Origin of the sequence: Enterobacter cloacae complex sp. P12RS, from assembly GCF_014895875.1 — a bacterium.
Taxonomy (GTDB): Bacteria; Pseudomonadota; Gammaproteobacteria; order Enterobacterales; family Enterobacteriaceae; genus Enterobacter; species Enterobacter bugandensis.
Map to the genome: position 1 here is coordinate 50,114 of NZ_JADBQO010000002.1, position 19,021 is coordinate 69,134.

Annotated in this window: 16 protein-coding genes and 2 tRNA genes; 13 read left to right on the forward strand and 5 right to left on the reverse strand. The window is 54.0% G+C overall.

All coding sequences use genetic code 11. From position 1 onward, the window contains the following. The first annotated feature begins 20 nt into the window (after positions 1–20). Both IM284_RS00630 and cgtA read left to right on the forward strand, forming a co-directional pair. Positions 21–986 carry a DMT family transporter gene (locus IM284_RS00630; protein ID WP_028014557.1) on the forward strand — a complete coding sequence of 322 codons (966 nt, stop codon included), beginning with the start codon at positions 21–23 and terminating at the stop codon, positions 984–986. A 15-nt stretch (positions 987–1,001) separates the two neighbouring features. After that, positions 1,002–2,174, forward strand: a complete 1,173-nt coding sequence (cgtA, locus tag IM284_RS00635; RefSeq protein ID WP_014885381.1) for an Obg family GTPase CgtA — start codon at positions 1,002–1,004, stop codon at positions 2,172–2,174. 33 nt (positions 2,175–2,207) lie between these two features. On the opposite strand, the gene pmrB is transcribed toward cgtA, so the two are convergent. From pmrB to dacB, 3 genes are read right to left on the reverse strand one after another with little or no spacing between them, the layout of a single operon-like run. Next, complete coding sequence (gene pmrB, locus IM284_RS00640; RefSeq protein ID WP_041907874.1) at positions 2,208–3,251, reverse strand: two-component system sensor histidine kinase PmrB; 1,044 nt, start codon at positions 3,249–3,251, stop codon at positions 2,208–2,210. Further along, positions 3,248–3,910 carry a two-component system response regulator PmrA gene (pmrA, locus tag IM284_RS00645; protein WP_028014555.1) on the reverse strand — a complete coding sequence of 221 codons (663 nt, stop codon included), beginning with the start codon at positions 3,908–3,910 and terminating at the stop codon, positions 3,248–3,250. Before pmrA ends, pmrB begins: the two co-directional genes overlap by 4 nt. Positions 3,911–3,912: 2 nt before the next feature. Next, positions 3,913–5,346 carry a serine-type D-Ala-D-Ala carboxypeptidase gene (dacB, locus tag IM284_RS00650; protein WP_028014554.1) on the reverse strand — a complete coding sequence of 478 codons (1,434 nt, stop codon included), beginning with the start codon at positions 5,344–5,346 and terminating at the stop codon, positions 3,913–3,915. Between the two features lie 228 nt (positions 5,347–5,574). Here dacB and greA point away from each other — a divergent pair, with 228 nt between their 5' ends. Continuing rightward, entirely contained in the window at positions 5,575–6,051 is a 477-nt protein-coding gene (gene greA, locus IM284_RS00655; RefSeq protein ID WP_006812122.1) for a transcription elongation factor GreA, read from the forward strand. A gap of 152 nt (positions 6,052–6,203) precedes the next feature. Here greA and yhbY read toward each other — a convergent pair whose 3' ends face one another. Then, positions 6,204–6,497: a ribosome assembly RNA-binding protein YhbY gene (gene yhbY, locus IM284_RS00660; protein ID WP_003861814.1), complete on the reverse strand. Its 294-nt coding sequence runs from the start codon at positions 6,495–6,497 to the stop codon at positions 6,204–6,206. Positions 6,498–6,624: 127 nt separating this feature from the next. Here yhbY and rlmE point away from each other — a divergent pair, with 127 nt between their 5' ends. The 6 genes from rlmE (at position 6,625) to IM284_RS00690 (ending at position 12,217) form a co-directional block, all read left to right on the forward strand. Further along, positions 6,625–7,251 carry a 23S rRNA (uridine(2552)-2'-O)-methyltransferase RlmE gene (gene rlmE, locus IM284_RS00665; RefSeq protein ID WP_193055695.1) on the forward strand — a complete coding sequence of 209 codons (627 nt, stop codon included), beginning with the start codon at positions 6,625–6,627 and terminating at the stop codon, positions 7,249–7,251. Positions 7,252–7,353: 102 nt separating this feature from the next. Next, entirely contained in the window at positions 7,354–9,288 is a 1,935-nt protein-coding gene (gene ftsH, locus IM284_RS00670) for an ATP-dependent zinc metalloprotease FtsH (protein WP_013098921.1), read from the forward strand. Between the two features lie 98 nt (positions 9,289–9,386). Then, positions 9,387–10,235 (forward strand): dihydropteroate synthase, encoded by an 849-nt coding sequence (gene folP, locus IM284_RS00675; protein ID WP_047367054.1) that lies wholly within the window; start codon positions 9,387–9,389, stop codon positions 10,233–10,235. Further along, positions 10,228–11,565 carry a phosphoglucosamine mutase gene (gene glmM / locus IM284_RS00680; RefSeq protein WP_047367055.1) on the forward strand — a complete coding sequence of 446 codons (1,338 nt, stop codon included), beginning with the start codon at positions 10,228–10,230 and terminating at the stop codon, positions 11,563–11,565. The genes folP and glmM overlap by 8 nt, the downstream gene beginning before the upstream one ends. Before the next feature lie 223 nt (positions 11,566–11,788). After that, on the forward strand, positions 11,789–12,121 hold the full coding sequence (gene secG, locus IM284_RS00685; RefSeq protein WP_021242256.1) for a preprotein translocase subunit SecG: 333 nt from the start codon (positions 11,789–11,791) through the stop codon (positions 12,119–12,121). 9 nt (positions 12,122–12,130) lie between these two features. After that, positions 12,131–12,217 (forward strand) — tRNA-Leu (locus tag IM284_RS00690). Positions 12,218–12,396: 179 nt separating this feature from the next. Here the strand turns inward: IM284_RS00690 and argG are convergent. After that, on the reverse strand, positions 12,397–13,743 hold the full coding sequence (gene argG / locus IM284_RS00695; RefSeq protein ID WP_028014551.1) for an argininosuccinate synthase: 1,347 nt from the start codon (positions 13,741–13,743) through the stop codon (positions 12,397–12,399). A gap of 287 nt (positions 13,744–14,030) precedes the next feature. Between argG and IM284_RS00700 the strand changes: the two genes are divergently transcribed. The 4 genes from IM284_RS00700 (at position 14,031) to infB (ending at position 19,010) form a co-directional block, all read left to right on the forward strand. After that, a tRNA-Met gene (locus IM284_RS00700) sits at positions 14,031–14,107 on the forward strand. 207 nt (positions 14,108–14,314) lie between these two features. Continuing rightward, a complete protein-coding gene (gene rimP, locus IM284_RS00705; RefSeq protein ID WP_047367056.1) occupies positions 14,315–14,767 on the forward strand; it encodes a ribosome maturation factor RimP in 453 nt (150 codons plus the stop codon). 28 nt (positions 14,768–14,795) lie between these two features. Beyond that, positions 14,796–16,298 (forward strand): transcription termination factor NusA, encoded by a 1,503-nt coding sequence (gene nusA, locus IM284_RS00710; protein ID WP_014885374.1) that lies wholly within the window; start codon positions 14,796–14,798, stop codon positions 16,296–16,298. Positions 16,299–16,322: 24 nt separating this feature from the next. Then, a complete protein-coding gene (gene infB, locus IM284_RS00715) occupies positions 16,323–19,010 on the forward strand; it encodes a translation initiation factor IF-2 (RefSeq protein ID WP_041907885.1) in 2,688 nt (895 codons plus the stop codon). Positions 19,011–19,021: the final 11 nt, after the last annotated feature.

The window sequence follows — 19,021 nt, forward strand, 5'->3', positions numbered from 1 at the left end:
TTTCTGTAGGGAAAACGGGCATGAAGCAGCAGGCCGGCATTGGTATTCTTTTGGCGCTCACGACCGCAATGTGCTGGGGTGCGCTGCCAATTGCAATGAAGCAGGTACTGGAAGTGATGGAGCCGCCTACGGTGGTCTTTTATCGCTTTCTGATGGCAAGCATTGGTCTCGGGACCATCCTTGCAGTTAAAGGCAAGCTTCCACCGCTACGGCTCTTCCGCAAACCTCGATGGCTGGTGTTGCTGGCCATTGCGACGGGCGGTCTGTTCGGTAACTTTATCCTGTTCAGCTCTTCCCTGCAGTATTTGAGCCCTACGGCGTCTCAGGTGATTGGTCAGCTTTCGCCTGTCGGCATGATGGTCGCGAGCGTGTTCATCCTCAAAGAGAAGATGCGCGGGACGCAGATTATCGGGGCAAGCATGCTGCTATGCGGCCTGGTGATGTTCTTCAACACCAGCCTGATCGAGATTTTTACCCGGCTTACGGACTACACCTGGGGCGTGATCTTCGGCGTGGGTGCAGCAACGGTCTGGGTGAGCTATGGCGTCGCGCAAAAGGTGTTATTGCGTCGCCTGGCCTCACAGCAGATCCTTTTTTTGCTGTACACTTTGTGTACAGTGGCATTATTGCCGTTAGCGAAGCCGGGCGTCATTACCCAGCTGAGCGACTGGCAACTGGCGTGCCTCATTTTTTGTGGGCTTAACACGCTGGTCGGTTATGGCGCGCTGGCGGAAGCGATGGCGCGCTGGCAGGCAGCACAGGTGAGCGCATTGATCACGCTTACCCCGCTGTTTACGCTGTTATTTTCAGATTTGTTATCAATGGCCTGGCCCGATGTCTTCGTCAGACCGATGCTCAACCTGTTGGGCTATCTCGGTGCGTTTGTCGTGGTTGCGGGCGCGATGTATTCCGCCATTGGTCATCGTCTTTGGGGACGTTGGCGCAAAAATGAAGCGGTCGTAGTAGTCCCCCGCTCAGGCGAATGAGTTACGGAGAGTAAAATGAAGTTTGTTGATGAAGCGACGATACTGGTCGTGGCAGGTGATGGCGGTAACGGTTGTGTAAGCTTCCGCCGTGAAAAATATATTCCTCGTGGCGGCCCTGACGGCGGTGACGGTGGCGATGGTGGTGACGTGTGGCTGGAGGCGGATGAAAACCTCAACACGCTGATCGACTACCGCTTTGAAAAATCCTTCCGCGCAGAACGCGGACAGAACGGCCAGAGCCGTGACTGTACCGGTAAACGCGGTAAAGACGTGACCATTAAGGTTCCGGTTGGTACGCGCGTTATCGATCAGGGCACCGGTGAAACCATGGGCGATATGACCAAACACGGTCAGCGCCTGATGGTCGCAAAAGGCGGCTGGCACGGTCTGGGTAACAGCCGTTTCAAATCTTCCGTTAACCGTACCCCGCGTCAGAAAACGATGGGTACGCCAGGCGATAAGCGTGACCTGCAGCTTGAACTGATGCTGCTGGCTGACGTGGGCATGCTGGGTATGCCAAACGCAGGTAAATCGACCTTTATTCGCGCCGTCTCTGCGGCCAAGCCAAAAGTAGCGGACTATCCGTTTACCACGCTGGTACCAAGCCTCGGCGTTGTCCGTATGGATAACGAGAAGAGCTTTGTGGTCGCCGATATTCCGGGCCTGATTGAAGGCGCTGCGGAAGGGGCTGGCCTGGGTATTCGCTTCCTGAAGCACCTTGAGCGTTGCCGCGTACTGTTGCACCTCATCGACATCGATCCGATCGACGGTTCCGATCCGGTTGAAAACGCCCGTATCATTATCGGTGAGCTGGAAAAATACAGCGAAAAACTGGCGAGTAAGCCACGCTGGCTGGTCTTCAACAAGATCGACCTGATGGATAAAGCGGAAGCCGAAGCGAAAGCCAAAGCGATTGCCGAAGCGATGGGCTGGGAAGATAAATACTACCTCATCTCCGCGGCAAGCCAGGTTGGCGTGAAAGATCTCTGCTGGGATGTGATGACCTTCATCATCGAGAACCCTGTCGTTCAGGCTGAAGAAGCGAAACAGCCAGAAAAAGTCGAATTCATGTGGGATGACTACCACCGCCAGCAGCTCGAAGAGCTGGAAGCGGAAGAGGAAGACGACTGGGACGATGACTGGGATGAAGACGACGAAGAAGGCGTCGAGTTCATCTACAAGCACTAATATCTGTCCAAAGCCCCCATCAGGGGGCTTTTTTCATTCCAGCGTTGAGGGCAGCCAGCAGCTTGCTATCAGGCCGCCTTCAGCACCATTCTCCAGCATCAGCTTACCGTGATGAAGCTGCAGGATGCGCTGTACGATACTCAGGCCCAGGCCGCTGCCGCCGTAACGCTGATCGAGGCGACGGAACGGCTCCGTGATCGACTGTCGATGCGCTTCGTCAATACCAGGCCCCTGATCGATAACGCTGAGCTGCGTACCGCCTTCGACCTCGGTAAGCGTCACGGTAATCGTGGTGCCTGTCGGGCTGTAGCGCCCGGCATTCTCCAGCAGGTTGCGCAGCATCAGCCGCAGCAGTACCGCGTCTCCCTGAACCGTGAGCGCGCTTTTAGCAGGCCAAATCACCGTATGCTCTTTGGCTTCATGCTCAAGACCAAGAGGCGTGATAATGGTGTCCGTCCAGTTGATGGTTTCATAGTGGCCGCTCGCCATTGCCTGTCCTGCACGGGCCAGCATCAGCAGTTGCTCAACGGTGTGCATTAGCTGGTCAATACGGCTGATGAGCGTCGTGGCCTGCGTAGAGCCTGACTGGGCCATGAGCTCCAGATGGAGCCTGATTCCGGCAAGAGGCGTTCGCAGTTCATGGGCGGCGTCAGCCGTGAAGAGACGCTCCTGCTGAATGGTACTGTCCAGCCTGGCGAGTAGCTGATTGAGCGAGGTGGTAACGGCGCCGATTTCTTCCATGTCGGAATACATAGGAAGTGGGGTTAGGTTATCCGCCGAACGGTTAGCCAGGCTCACGCGCAGTTTGTTCAGCGGTCGGGTTATCCAGGTGACCGCCCAGAACGAGAAAAACAACGTAAACCCAACCATCACCAGAGAAGGAACCAGCAGCGAGGCAATCGCTTCGCGGATCTCTTTCTCGACGTGGTTGTTACGCGATTTTGCCGACAGCGTTTCGTTCACCAGAAAGCCAATCTGCTCGCGGCTTTCGTGCCACAACCAAATGACGCTTATCAGCTGGAAAAATAACAGAATGACCGCCAGCAACACCATTAATCGCCGACGCATGCTGTTCATTTCTGGCTCTCCAGGCGGTAGCCAACGCCGCGGACGGTTTTAATCCGGTCTTTGCCGAGCTTACGACGCAGGTTGTGGATGTGGACTTCCAGGGTATTTGACCCCGGATCGTCCTGCCAGGAATAGATATCCTGCTGAAGGGTTTCTCTGTGTACCGTTTGTCCGCTTCGCATGATCAGACGCGTCAGCAAGGCGAACTCTTTTGGAGTGACTTCAACGGGCTGGGACTGGCGCAATACCTGCTGGGTTTGCAGATTCAGGGTAATGTCCCCGTCGGTTAGTAAGTTATCACTATGGCCCTGATAACGGCGTATTAACGCTCGCACCCGAGCCTGAAGTTCTGCAAGCGCAAAGGGCTTCACCAGGTAATCATCGGCGCCAGCATCAAGGCCGGTAATACGATCTTCAATGGCGTCGCGTGCCGTCAGGATTAACACCGGATTGGCGATGCCCCGGCGACGCCACTGGGTAAGCAGCGTCGCGCCGTCTTTGTCCGGCAAGCCCAGGTCAAGGATCACCAGGCTGTATTCGCCGCTCTGGATCAGGGCATCTGCTTCTGCCGCGGTGCCGGCACAGTCCAGGGCATAGCCTTCATTGGCGAGTCCCAGAGCCAGTCCTTCCTGTAATAACAGATCGTCTTCAACTATAAGTAGTTTCATCGCTAGTTATTCTGGTAGATGTCTTTATAAAGCCTGCTTTCGAAGCGAACCAGTGGAATACGGCGGTTGCGCTGGTCGGTCGGTTCGACGGCATAGCCGGAAAGATACTGCACGAATGCCATGCGCTGTCCGCTGGCGGTCGTGATGAACCCTGCCAGGTTATACACCCCCTGCAGTGAACCTGTTTTCGCGGAGACTTTGCCATCCACACCCGCCGCATGAAGCCCGGCGCGGTACTGCAGCGAACCGTCGTGTCCGGCAAGCGGCAGCATTGAGATAAAGTTTAGCTCAGTGTCATGTTGTGCAATGTACTGAAGCACCTGCATCATGGTGGCCGGGGCAATCAGGTTATGACGCGATAATCCTGAACCATCAACGGCGATAGTGTTACCCAGATCGATCCCCGCCTGCTGGCGCAGGATCTGACGAACAGCGTCTGAGCCCGCGCGCCAGGTTCCCGGCACGCCGAAACGCGCGTGGCCAATCATGCGGAACACGGTGTCGGCAATCATGTTGTCAGACTTTTTCAGCATAATTCGCAGCAAATCGTGCAGCGGTGGCGACTGTTTGCTGGCAATGACCGTTCCGGGCTGGTTGACCTGCGTCTGGCGTAGCAGCGTGCCGGAGTAGGTTATTCCCGCCTGCTTCAGCTCATCCTTGAGAATCGCACCCGCATAGCTTGCGCCATCCTGAATCGCGAAGGCCAGCGGCAGGGGATCGGCGCGCTGCGTCAGGCAGCCGGTGAGGGTGTAGCGGTTAAGATCGCCAGGCACCACGTCCAGTTCGCAGTACTGGGCATCCGGGGAGCCTTTAGCCAGCGTTCGCACCTGACTAAACATGGTCACCGGATAGTAAGATGCCACGCGAATGAACGCTAAATCATCTGGCTTGGGCGCGCTGTAAAGGGAAATCGAGAAGCAGTTGCGGTCAACAATCGCGGCGGCTGGCGGGGCGCTAAAGCACTGCGTCATGTCGTTCCACGGCCAGCCTGGTGCTTTATCGTGGCTGGCAAAAATGGAGGTATCGATCAGCACGTTGCCATCGATTTTTGTCACGCCGGATTTTTTCAACACCGCTACCATGTTGCGGATATCCTGGCGCTTAAAGGTGGGATCGCCACCGAAACGGGCGATAAGATCGCCTTTCAGTTCGCCACCGTCGACGTTACCTTTGGTTTCAAGCGTGGTGGTAAAACGGAAGTCAGGCCCGAGTTGGAGCAGGGCGGCGAGGGCAGTGATCACCTTCTGGGTACTGGCAGGCAGCGCCATCTGTTGACTGTGATAGTCAATCTCGGGAGCCTGTGCGCCAACCTTCTGCACCATCAGGGCGAGGTTCGCGCCTGCGGGGAGCTGATTAATGTACTCATCAACATTCGCGGCCTGGGCGGTGAACGTTATACTGGTAGTCAATCCGATGATAAAACTGGAAAATCGCATAATCTCGCGCTAACAACCCGAAAACAAACCGTCATACTACGGTGCATGGCACTGCAAAGTAAACGATGACCCATAGTGAACTTCGCGGTAAAATGCGTATCAAATTGAAAAATTGCTGCTGACCTGGGGCGTCGCTCCCGGGTCGGTTTTCTTTTTGCTTCTTGCCCGCTTCGGGGGGCAGGAGCAGGGAACACTGCTCCCAACAGGAATGTTTAAGAGGTATAACAAATGCAAGCTATTCCGATGACCTTACGTGGTGCCGAAAAACTGCGCGAAGAGCTGGATTTCCTGAAATCCGTGCGTCGCCCTGAAATCATCGCCGCTATCGCGGAAGCCCGTGAGCATGGCGACCTGAAAGAGAATGCTGAATACCATGCGGCGCGCGAGCAGCAGGGTTTCTGTGAAGGGCGCATTAAAGATATCGAAGCGAAACTGTCTAATGCGCAGGTTATCGATATCACCAAAATGCCTAACAACGGTCGCGTGATCTTTGGTTCTACCGTCAGCGTTCTGAACCTCGACAACGATGAAGAGCAAACCTATCGCATCGTGGGCGATGATGAAGCAGACTTCAAACAGAACCTGATTTCGGTGAACTCACCCATTGCTCGCGGCCTGATTGGCAAAGAGCAGGACGATGTTGTCACCATCCGCACCCCTGGCGGTGAAGTGGAATACGAAATTATCAAGGTTGAATACCTGTAATTCGCTTCTCTACTAAGATGTTGATACATTGTAAAGAAAAGAAAAAGGCCGCATAGCGGCCTTTTATCAACTCAAGGAGCATGGCATTTTGCTGAGCCTGCTGAAAGAAATCCCTCGTTTCACACAGAAAATGTGATTGATTCAGGATATCCTTAGCGTGGCAGCGAGATTTTACGCTCTTTAGATGGGCGATAGAGCACCAGCGTTTTACCGATGACCTGTACATTACAGGCGCCGGTTTCGCGCACGATGGCTTCCACGATCAGGTTTTTAGTGTCTCTGTCTTCAGAGGCGATTTTCACCTTGATCAGCTCGTGGTGTTCCAGCGCTTGTTCAATCTCGGCAAGCACCCCTTCGGTCAAACCATTGTTGCCAAGCATGACTACAGGCTTGAGCGGATGTGCCAGACCTTTAAGGTGCTGTTTTTGTTTAGTACTCAGATTCATCGTATATTTTTGCTTACGTTGGGATTGAAAACGGTTCATTCTACCGCCATCTCCCTTATATCGCCAAATAGCTGCGTAGAAATTTACGTCACAGGCAAGCAACGATGAACCAGGACGGAAATGTTAAATGACAGGTAAAAAGCGTTCTGCCAGTTCCAGCCGCTGGCTTCAGGAACACTTTAGCGATAAATATGTTCAACAGGCACAGAAAAAGGGGTTACGTTCCCGTGCCTGGTTTAAACTTGATGAAATACAGCAAAGTGACAAACTTTTTAAGCCGGGGATGACGGTTGTCGACCTCGGTGCGGCACCTGGCGGATGGTCCCAGTATGCGGTAACGCAGATCGGCGGAACGGGCCGAATCATCGCGTGCGATCTTTTACCAATGGATCCCATCGTTGGTGTCGACTTCCTTCAGGGCGACTTTCGTGATGAATTAGTGCTGAAAGCGTTACTTGATCGTGTTGGTGACAGTAAGGTCCAGGTTGTCATGTCGGATATGGCACCAAATATGTGCGGAACACCGGCGGTGGATATCCCCCGCGCCATGTATCTGGTGGAGCTAGCGTTAGAAATGTGTCGTGATGTACTAGCGCCTGGTGGTTGTTTTGTTGTGAAGGTGTTTCAGGGCGAAGGTTTCGAGGAGTATCTTAAGGAAATTCGCTCCCTGTTTGCGAAGGTCAAAGTTCGTAAGCCGGACTCTTCCCGGGCCCGTTCCCGTGAAGTGTATATTGTAGCGACCGGGCGAAAATGATAACCGGGAGATTTCAGACGAAAGTTTGAATGAAACTGGATATAGAGTATCCTGACGCTGTTTTTAACACAGTTGTAATATGAGGTTAATCCCTTGAGTGACATGGCGAAAAACCTAATACTCTGGCTGGTCATTGCCGTTGTGCTGATGTCAGTATTCCAGAGCTTTGGGCCCAGCGAGTCGAATGGCCGCAAGGTGGATTATTCTACCTTCCTGCAAGAGGTCAATCAGGACCAGGTTCGCGAAGCGCGTATCAACGGACGTGAGATCAACGTTACCAAGAAAGATAGTAACCGTTACACGACTTACATCCCGGTGAACGATCCTAAGCTGCTTGATAACCTTCTGACCAAAAACGTCAAAGTGGTAGGCGAGCCGCCAGAAGAACCAAGCCTGCTGGCTTCTATCTTCATTTCCTGGTTCCCGATGCTGCTTCTTATCGGCGTCTGGATCTTCTTTATGCGCCAGATGCAGGGCGGCGGTGGCAAAGGTGCCATGTCGTTCGGTAAGAGCAAGGCGCGTATGCTGACGGAAGACCAGATCAAGACCACGTTTGCTGACGTCGCCGGTTGTGACGAAGCAAAAGAAGAAGTGGGTGAACTGGTTGAATACCTGCGCGAGCCGAGCCGTTTCCAGAAACTGGGCGGTAAGATCCCGAAAGGCGTCCTGATGGTAGGCCCTCCGGGTACCGGTAAAACCCTGCTGGCGAAAGCCATCGCGGGTGAAGCGAAGGTGCCGTTCTTTACTATTTCAGGTTCTGACTTCGTTGAAATGTTCGTGGGTGTCGGTGCATCTCGTGTGCGTGACATGTTCGAGCAGGCCAAGAAGGCAGCACCGTGCATCATCTTTATCGATGAAATCGACGCCGTAGGCCGCCAGCGTGGCGCGGGCCTGGGCGGTGGTCACGATGAGCGTGAGCAGACCCTGAACCAGATGCTGGTTGAGATGGACGGCTTCGAAGGTAACGAAGGTATTATCGTTATCGCGGCGACTAACCGTCCGGACGTACTTGACCCTGCGCTGCTGCGTCCAGGCCGTTTCGACCGTCAGGTTGTTGTCGGTCTGCCGGATGTTCGTGGTCGTGAACAGATTCTGAAAGTGCACATGCGTCGCGTACCGCTGGCGCCAGATATCGACGCGGCCATCATTGCGCGCGGTACCCCGGGCTTCTCCGGTGCGGACCTGGCTAACCTGGTCAACGAAGCTGCACTGTTTGCCGCTCGCGGTAACAAGCGCGTGGTCTCCATGGTGGAGTTCGAGAAAGCGAAAGACAAAATCATGATGGGTGCGGAACGTCGCTCCATGGTGATGACGGAAGCGCAGAAAGAGTCCACGGCTTACCACGAAGCGGGTCACGCGATTATCGGTCGCCTGGTGCCGGAACACGATCCGGTACACAAGGTAACGATTATTCCGCGCGGCCGTGCGCTGGGTGTGACCTTCTTCCTGCCTGAGGGCGACGCGATCAGCGCCAGCCGTCAGAAGCTGGAAAGCCAGATTTCGACCCTGTACGGCGGTCGTCTGGCGGAAGAGATCATCTACGGGCCAGAACATGTTTCTACCGGTGCGTCGAACGACATTAAAGTGGCGACAAACCTGGCGCGTAACATGGTGACTCAGTGGGGCTTCTCCGACAAACTCGGTCCGCTGCTGTATGCAGAGGAAGAGGGTGAAGTATTCCTGGGCCGCTCCGTGGCGAAAGCAAAACATATGTCCGATGAGACGGCACGTATCATCGACCAGGAAGTGAAAGCGCTGATTGAACGTAACTACGGTCGTGCGCGTCAGATCCTGAACGACAATATGGACATTCTGCATTCGATGAAAGATGCGCTCATGAAATATGAGACCATCGATGCACCGCAGATTGACGACCTGATGGCTCGCCGCGAAGTGCGTCCGCCAGCAGGCTGGGAAGACCCAGGCGCTTCCAACAATTCTGACAACAATGGTACCCCGCGCGCGCCGCGTCCGGTCGATGAACCGCGTACGCCAAACCCGGGCAACACCATGTCAGAGCAGTTGGGCGACAAGTAAGTCACTGCTGTTGAAGCGTTTGTCTGTACCCCAAACCCTGGAGCTTGCTCCGGGGTTTTTCTTTTCCGTTAAACCATACTAAAACCAGGGATTTAACCATGAAACTCTTCGCCCAGGACTCGCATCTCGATCTTTCACATCCGCACGTGATGGGGATCCTGAATGTTACCCCTGACTCCTTCTCTGACGGCGGCACGCATAACACGCTTATCGACGCGGTTAAGCACGCAAATCTAATGATCAACGCGGGTGCCACCATCATTGATGTGGGCGGTGAATCGACGCGTCCCGGCGCGGCAGATGTTTCGGTGGAAGAAGAGCTGGCGCGCGTGGTGCCGGTGGTTGAGGCAATCGCGCAACGTTTCGAGGTGTGGATCTCCGTCGACACGTCCAAACCAGAAGTGATCCGTGAAGTGGCGAGAGTGGGTGCTCACATTATTAATGATATCCGCTCGCTGACCGAACCGGGTGCGATCGAGGCCGCTGCAGAAACCGGCCTGCCGGTATGCCTGATGCACATGCAGGGGCAACCGAAAACCATGCAGGAAGCGCCGAAGTATGATGACGTCTTTGCCGACGTGAATCGCTTCTTTATTGAGCATATTGAACGCTGTGAGCGTGCAGGTATCGCAAAAGAGAAATTGCTGCTCGACCCGGGGTTCGGTTTCGGTAAAAATCTCTCACACAATTATGCGTTGCTTGCGCGCTTATCGGAATTTCATCACTTTGGTCTGCCGCTGCTGGTGGGTATGTCGAGAAAGTCGATGATTGGTCAATTGCTGAATGTAGGACCGAGCGAGCGCCTGAGTGGCAGCCTGGCCTGCGCGGTAATTGCGGCGATGCAAGGCGCGCACATTATCCGTGTCCATGACGTCAAAGAAACAGTAGAAGCCATGCGTGTGGTGGAAGCCACACTGGCAGCGAAGGAAAACAAACGCTATGAGTAACCGTAAATATTTTGGTACCGATGGTATCCGTGGGCGCGTAGGCGATGCTCCAATTACCCCTGATTTTGTTCTGAAGCTCGGCTGGGCTGCCGGCAAGGTACTGGCGCGTCATGGCTCACGTAAGATCATTATTGGTAAAGATACCCGTATTTCGGGCTATATGCTGGAATCTGCGTTGGAAGCGGGTCTGGCAGCGGCAGGGCTTTCAGCCTCTTTTACTGGCCCAATGCCAACGCCTGCTGTTGCCTACCTTACGCGCACCTTCCGCGCGGAAGCGGGAATTGTGATTTCGGCGTCTCATAACCCGTTCTACGACAACGGCATCAAGTTCTTCTCCATTGACGGCACCAAGCTGCCGGACGAGGTGGAAGAGGCCATTGAAGCCGAAATGGAAAAAGAGATCACCTGTGTTGATTCCGCCGAGCTGGGTAAAGCGAACCGTATCGTCGATGCGGCGGGTCGTTATATCGAATTCTGCAAAGGCACCTTCCCGAACGAGCTGAGCCTGGCGCATCTTAAAATTGTGGTGGACTGTGCGAACGGTGCGACCTATCACATTGCGCCGAATGTCTTCCGCGAGCTGGGTGCGAAAGTGATCGCCATCGGCTGCGAGCCGGATGGTCTGAACATTAACGAAGAAGTCGGGGCGACGGACGTGCGCGCCCTGCAGGCGCGCGTGCTGGCGGAAAAAGCCGATCTGGGTATTGCCCTGGACGGCGACGGTGACCGCGTGATCATGGTTGACCACGAAGGTAATAAAGTCGACGGCGATCAGATCCTCTACATCATTGCCCGTGAAGGCCTGCGCCAGGGCCAGCTGCGCGGCGGCGCGGTTGGGACGCTGATGAGCAACATGGGTCTGGAGCTGGCGCTGAAACAGCTCGGTATTCCGTTCGTCCGCGCGAAGGTGGGTGACCGCTATGTGCTGGAAAAATTGCAGGAGAAGGGCTGGCGCATTGGTGCTGAGAACTCCGGCCACGTGATCCTGCTCGACAAAACCACTACCGGTGACGGCATTGTTGCCGCGCTTCAGGTGGTTGCCGCGATGGCGCGCAACCATATGAGCCTGCACGATCTGTGCAGCGGGATGAAAATGTTCCCGCAGATCCTGGTGAACGTGCGTTTCACTGCGGGTAAAGGCGACCCGCTGGAAAATGAGAACGTGAAAGCGGTGATGGCTGACGTTGAAGCGGCGCTGGGCAGCCGTGGGCGCGTGCTGCTGCGTAAGTCTGGTACCGAACCACTGATCCGCGTGATGGTGGAAGGCGAAGACGAAGCGCAGGTCACCGAATTTGCGCACCGTATTGCGGATGCCGTAAAAGCTGCATAATCTTGCATGCTAAATGTTTAAAAAGGCGGCGTTTGCCGCCTTTGTTTTAAGCAATTAATGGCTTTTTGCTGTTTTTTTCCGCAGTTGATACAATGCGTCGAAAATGCCCTTGCGAAGGTGATTCGCTTTGGTTAGTATTCACACCCGCTTCAGTGGGAAACAGAAATCCTGCTAATTGGTCGAAGCATTGGTATGCGGCAAATCCGCAAGGAACAGGTTGATTATGTACGAAGCTCTTTTAGTTGTTTTCCTTATTGTAGCCATCGCTCTCGTAGCGTTGATTATGCTGCAGCAAGGTAAAGGCGCTGATATGGGAGCCTCCTTCGGAGCAGGCGCTTCCGGTACGCTGTTCGGTTCAAGTGGTTCTGCGAACTTCATGACCCGCACGACGGCGATTCTGGCTACGCTGTTCTTCATCATCAGTCTGGTGCTGGGCAATATCAACAGCAACAAGACCAGCAAAGGAAGCGAGTGGGAAAATCTGAGCGCGCCAGCCAAAACTGAGCAGACTCAGCCAGCTGCACCGGCTAAGCCAACCAGCGATATCCCGCAGTAAGTATTCCGTACCGAGGTGGTGGAATTGGTAGACACGCTACCTTGAGGTGGTAGTGCCCTAACGGGCTTGTGGGTTCGAGTCCCATCCTCGGTACCAATATTCCAGAAGAAAGACGTCGAAAGGCGTCTTTTTTTTCGTCTGTAGCTTTTGCCTTTTGTAGGCCCGGTAAGCGCAGCGCCACCGGGCAAAATGGCGGGTGGCGCTGCGCTTACACGCCCTATAAAAGCCAAACAAAAAGGCGCCCATTGGGCGCCTTTTGCATGTTACATCAGCGATTACTTCTTATCGCTATTCTCCAGGTTTTCAACCTGCGGCAGGCCGTTACCGGAATTCGCGGAGAGCAGACCATTCTCAACGTAGTTGAAAAGCTTCTCACGGGTATCGGTAATGTCCAGGTTACGCATGGTCAACTGACCAATACGGTCGTCCGGAGAAAACACAGACTCACCTTTTTCCATGGTCAGACGCTCGGCTTTATAGGTCAGGTTGTCCGACACGGTGTTAAGAATGGAGTAGTCGTTACCACGACGCAGTTCCAGCGTCACTTCACCGGTGATCGCGCTCGCTACCCAACGCTGCAGCGCGTCACGCAGCATCAGCGCCTGCGGATCGAACCAGCGACCCTGATACAGCAGTTTGCCCAGTTGACGACCATGAGAGTGATACTGCTCGATGGTGTCTTCGTTGTGAATACCGGTCAGCAAACGCTCGTAAGCGATGTGCAGCAGCGCCATCCCTGGAGCTTCATAGATGCCGCGACTTTTCGCTTCGATGATACGGTTTTCAATCTGATCGCTCATGCCCAGACCGTGACGACCGCCGATGCGGTTTGCTTCCAGCATCAGTTCAACGTCGTCAGAGAAGGTCTTGCCGTTCAGGGCAACCGGATGACCACGTTCGAAACGCACGGTCACTTCTTCTGCCGGGATCTTCACGCTCTCGTCCCAGAACTTCACGCCCATGATCGGGTTAACGATCTTCACGCTGGAGTTCAGGAATTCCAGGTCCTTCGCTTCGTGCGTCGCGCCCAGCATGTTGGAGTCGGTAGAGTAGGCTTTCTCAACGGACATTTTGTAGTCAAAGCCGCAGGCAATCATAAACTCAGACATCTCATGACGACCACCCAGCTCGTCGATGAAGTCGGTGTCCAGCCACGGCTTGTAGATCTGCAGCTCCGCGTTGGTCAGCAGGCCATAACGATAGAAACGTTCGATATCGTTGCCTTTATAGGTGCTGCCGTCACCCCAGATGTTTACGCCATCTTCTTTCATGGCGGCAACCAGCATGGTGCCGGTGACGGCACGACCCAGCGGGGTGGTGTTGAAATAGGTCAGACCGCCCGTAGTGTTATGGAACGCACCGCACTGAATAGCGGCGATACCTTCAGCAACCAGTTGCTTACGGCAGTCAATCAGTCGCGCGTTTTCTGCGCCATACTCTTTAGCGCGACGAGGAATAGCATCGTAATCGTCCTCATCCGGCTGACCCAGGTTCGCAGTATATGCATACGGAACCGCTCCCTTCTGGCGCATCCACAGCAGTGCAGCGCTGGTATCCAGGCCGCCTGAGAAAGCGATGCCAATACGTTGTCCTACCGGAAGATGCTTGAGAATCGTCGTCATAGAATAAAACCCTGCTTGATTGACTGATTAGAGACCGCTTTCGTTCTCTTGTGCATTTTTATGCAAAATAAGTGAGTATTCATTTAATCATCTTTTATCGAATACCGGAAGAGACTCATGCGTTTTTTGTAAAAAATTTGGTCTGTTCTCTCTGGCGGAAGCTGGGTTGACAGGTGGGGTCAACTATCAATATACTAAACGCCGATTTTACGTCCCGTCTTCGGTACCAAATCCCAGCATTATTTGCAAATTCTGTCCAAAACGCGTAGAATTTGCCACGTTTCAGGCGCGGGGTGGAGCAGCCTGGTAGCTCGTCGGGCTCATAACCCGAAGGTCGTCGGTTCAAATCCGGCCCCCGCAACCACTTTCCCATAAAGTTCTTTTTCAAATATACTGTGAAGACTTAGAGCCTTCGTAGCTGGATTTGAAAAAATTCTTTCGGAGAGTGCTCCAGGCCACAGTTGTGGCTATAGGGTTCAGTTATCTAAAGCCCCGATTTATCGGGGTTTTTTGTTATCTGACTACAGAATAACTGGGCTTTACGCCCTTTTTTTATGTCTTGGGGGTGGGCTTGTCCACATTAGAGCAAAAATTAACAGAGATGATTACTGCACCGGTCGAAGCACTGGGCTACGAACTGGTCGGCATCGAATTCGTTCGCGGCCGTACATCGACGCTGCGCATCTATATTGATAGTGAAGATGGCATCAATGTTGATGATTGTGCTGATGTCAGCCACCAGGTGAGTGCGGTTCTTGATGTTGAAGACCCGATTACCGTTGCGTACAACCTGGAAGTTTCCTCACCTGGCCTGGATCGCCCGATGTTCACGGCCGAGCACTATGTGCGCTTTACCGGTGAAGAAGTGGCTCTCGTTCTGCGTATGTCCGTACAGAACCGCCGTAAATGGCAGGGAATTATCAAAGCCGTTGATGGTGAAATGATCACGGTAACAGTCGAAGGCAAAGATGAAGTGTTCGCGCTGAGTAATATCCAGAAGGCGAACCTGGTTCCCCACTTTTAACAGTCTGGATTGAGGTGAAAAGCCCGCGATGAACAAAGAAATTTTGGCTGTTGTTGAAGCCGTCTCCAACGAGAAATCACTGCCGCGTGAGAAAATTTTCGAAGCGCTGGAAAGTGCACTGGCTACAGCAACCAAGAAAAAATACGAACAAGAGATCGATGTTCGCGTAGAAATCGATCGTAAAAGCGGTGACTTCGATACATTCCGTCGTTGGGTAATCGTTGAAGAAGTGACCCAGCCGACCAAAGAGATCACCCTGGAAGCGGCACGTTTTGAAGACGAAAGTCTGAACGTGGGTGACTACGTTGAAGATCAGATTGAATCTGTGACCTTCGACCGTATCACCACCCAGACCGCTAAGCAGGTTATCGTGCAGAAAGTGCGCGAAGCCGAGCGCGCGCTGGTTGTCGATCAGTTCCGCGATCAGGAAGGCGAAATCATCACTGGCGTGGTGAAGAAAGTGAACCGTGACAACATCTCTCTGGAAATTAAATCCGAAGGGATGCCGGGCAACGCTGAAGCCGTGATCCTGCGTGAAGACATGCTGCCGCGTGAAAACTTCCGCCCGGGCGACCGTATTCGTGGTGTTCTGTACGCCGTGCGCCCTGAAGCGCGTGGTGCACAGCTGTTCGTGACCCGTTCTAAACCAGAAATGCTGGTTGAACTGTTCCGCATCGAAGTGCCGGAAATCGGCGAAGAAGTTATTGAGATCAAAGCAGCAGCTCGCGATCCAGGCTCTCGTGCGAAAATTGCGGTGAAAACCAACGACAAGCGTATCGACCCGGTCGGTGCTTGCGTCGGTATGCGCGGCGCGCGCGTTCAGGCGGTTTCTACCGAACTGGGCGGCGAGCGTATTGATATCGTTCTGTGGGACGACAACCCGGCGCAGTTCGTGATCAACGCAATGGCTCCGGCTGATGTCGCGTCTATCGTTGTTGACGAAGACAAACACACCATGGATATCGCTGTTGAAGCGGGCAACCTGGCGCAGGCGATTGGCCGTAACGGTCAGAACGTACGCCTGGCGTCACAGCTGAGCGGCTGGGAACTCAACGTCATGACCGTTGATGACCTGCAGGCTAAGCATCAGGCTGAAGCCCATGCGGCGATCGATACCTTCACCAAATACCTCGACATTGACGAAGACTTCGCCACTGTTCTGGTAGAAGAAGGTTTCTCTACGCTGGAAGAACTGGCCTATGTGCCAATGAAAGAGCTGCTGGAAATTGACGGTCTGGATGAGCCAACCGTTGAAGCCCTGCGTGAACGCGCTAAAAACGCACTGACCACCCTGGCACTGGCTCAGGAAGAAAGCCTTGGCGATAAGAAGCCGGCTGATGACCTGCTGAATCTGGAAGGTCTTGATCGTGCGATTGCGTTCAAGCTGGCTGCCCGTGGTGTTTGTACGCTGGAAGATCTCGCTGAGCAAGGCGTTGATGACCTGGCCGATATCGAAGGTTTAACCGACGAGAAAGCCGGCGAACTCATCATGGCCGCACGTAATATTTGCTGGTTCGGCGACGAAGCGTAATAAACTGTAGCAGGAAGGAACAGCATGACTGATGTAACTGTAAAATCGCTGGCTGCTGAGATTCAGACCTCCGTGGACCGCCTGGTACAGCAATTTGCTGATGCAGGGATCCCGAAGTCCGCTGATGACTCGGTGACCGCGCAAGAAAAACAAACCTTGTTAACGCACCTGAACCGCGAACACGGTTCTACGCCTGACAAGTTAACGCTGCAGCGCAAAACGCGCAGCACGTTAAACATTCCTGGTACCGGTGGCAAAAGCAAATCGGTACAAATTGAAGTCCGCAAGACGCGCACCTTTGTAAAACGTGATCCGCAAGAGGCAGAACGCCTTGCCGCGGAAGAGCAGGCACAGCGTGAAGCGGAAGAACAAGCTCAGCGTGAGGCGGAAGCAGCCGCCAAACGTGAAGCAGAATTAAAAGCTGAACGTGAGGCCGCAGAAAAAGCGAAACGCGACGCCAGTGATAAAGTGAAGCGTGACGCTGCGGAAAAAGACAAAGTGAGCAATCAACAGACAGACGAAATGACCAAAACCGCCCAGGCTGAAAAAGCCCGCCGTGAAAATGAAGCTGCCGAGCTGAAGCGTAAAGCGGAAGAAGAAGCCCGCCGTAAGCTGGAAGAAGAAGCTCGCCGCGTCGCTGAAGAAGCGCGCCGTATGGCAGAAGAAAACGAGAAGAATGGCGTGAATACCGCTGAACCGACTGAAGACACCAGCGACTATCACGTGACCACTTCTCAGCATGCGCGTCAGGCTGAAGATGATAACGACCGTGAAGTAGAAGGCGGCCGTGGCCGTGGTCGTAATGCAAAAGCCGCGCGTCCGGCTAAGAAAGGTAACAAACACGCTGAATCTAAAGCTGACCGCGAAGAAGCTCGTGCAGCGGTTCGCGGTGGTAAAGGCGGCAAGCGTAAAGGTTCTTCTCTGCAGCAGGGCTTCCAGAAGCCAGCTCAGGCGGTTAACCGTGACGTCGTGATTGGCGAAACCATCACCGTTGGCGATCTGGCAAACAAGATGGCGGTTAAAGGCTCTCAGGTCATCAAAGCGATGATGAAGCTGGGCGCAATGGCGACCATCAACCAGGTTATCGACCAGGAAACCGCACAGCTGGTTGCCGAAGAGATGGGCCACAAAGTTATCCTGCGTCGTGAAAACGAGCTGGAAGAAGCCGTAATGAGCGACCGTGACACTGGCGCTGCGGCTGAACCGCGTGCACCGGTTGTGACCATCATGGGTCACGTTGACCACGGTAAAACCTCTCTGCTCGACTACATTCGTTCTACGAAAGTTGCCTCCGGCGAAGCGGGTGGTATTACCCAGCACATCGGTGCTTACCACGTAGAAACTGAAAACGGCATGATCACCTTCCTGGATACCCCAGGCCACGCAGCGTTCACCTCAATGCGTGCTCGTGGTGCTCAGGCTACGGATATCGTTGTACTGGTTGTTGCAGCAGACGATGGCGTTATGCCACAGACCATTGAAGCTATCCAGCACGCGAAAGCGGCGCAGGTGCCTCTGGTTGTTGCGGTCAACAAAATCGATAAGCCAGAAGCCGATCTGGACCGCGTGAAGAACGAACTGTCTCAGTACGGCGTTATGCCGGAAGAGTGGGGCGGCGAAGCGCAGTTCATCCCTGTATCTGCAAAAGCGGGTACTGGTATCGACGACCTGCTGAACGCTATCCTGCTTCAGGCCGAAGTTCTGGAGCTGAAAGCCGTTCGTAAAGGTATGGCGAGCGGTGCGGTAATCGAATCCTTCCTGGATAAAGGTCGTGGTCCGGTTGCAACGGTTCTGGTTCGCGAAGGTACGCTGAACAAGGGCGACATCGTTCTGTGTGGCTTCGAATACGGTCGCGTTCGTGCGATGCGTAACGAACTGGGTCAGGAAGTGCTGGAAGCAGGTCCGTCCATTCCAGTGGAAATCCTGGGTCTGTCCGGTGTTCCGGCTGCCGGTGATGAAGTGACCGTTGTGCGTGACGAGAAGAAAGCGCGTGAAGTGGCACTGTATCGTCAGGGCAAATTCCGTGAAGTTAAGCTGGCGCGTCAGCAGAAATCTAAACTTGAGAACATGTTTGCGAACATGGCTGAAGGCGAAGTTCACGAAGTGAACGTCGTTCTGAAAGCAGACGTTCAGGGTTCTGTGGAAGCGATCTCCGACTCCTTGCTGAAACTGTCTACCGACGAAGTGAAAGTGAAGATCATCGGTTCTGGCGTAGGTGGTATCACCGAAACCGACGCAACCCTGGCTGCGGCATCCAACGCTATCCTGGTTGGCTTCAACGTGCGTGCTGATGCATCTGCTCGCCGCGTGATCGAAGCGGAAAGCCTGGATCTGCGCTACTACTCCGTCATCTATAACCTGATCGACGAAGTGAAAGCCGCGATGAGCGGTATGCTGTCTCCTGAGCTGAAACAGCAGATCATCGGTCTGGCTGAAGTGCGTGACGTGTTCAAATCACCGAAATTCGGTGCGATCGCGGGCTGTATGGTTACCGAAGGTACCATCAAGCGTCACAACCCAATCCGCGTACTGCGTGACAACGTGGTTATCTACGAAGGCGAGCTGGAATCCCTGCGCCGCTTCAAAGATGACGTTAACGAAGTCCGTAACGGCATGGAATGTGGTATCGGCGTTAAGAACTACAACGACGTTCGCGTTGGCGATATGATCGAAGTGTTCGAAATCATCGAGATCCAACGCAGCATCGACTAATCCTTAGGGAT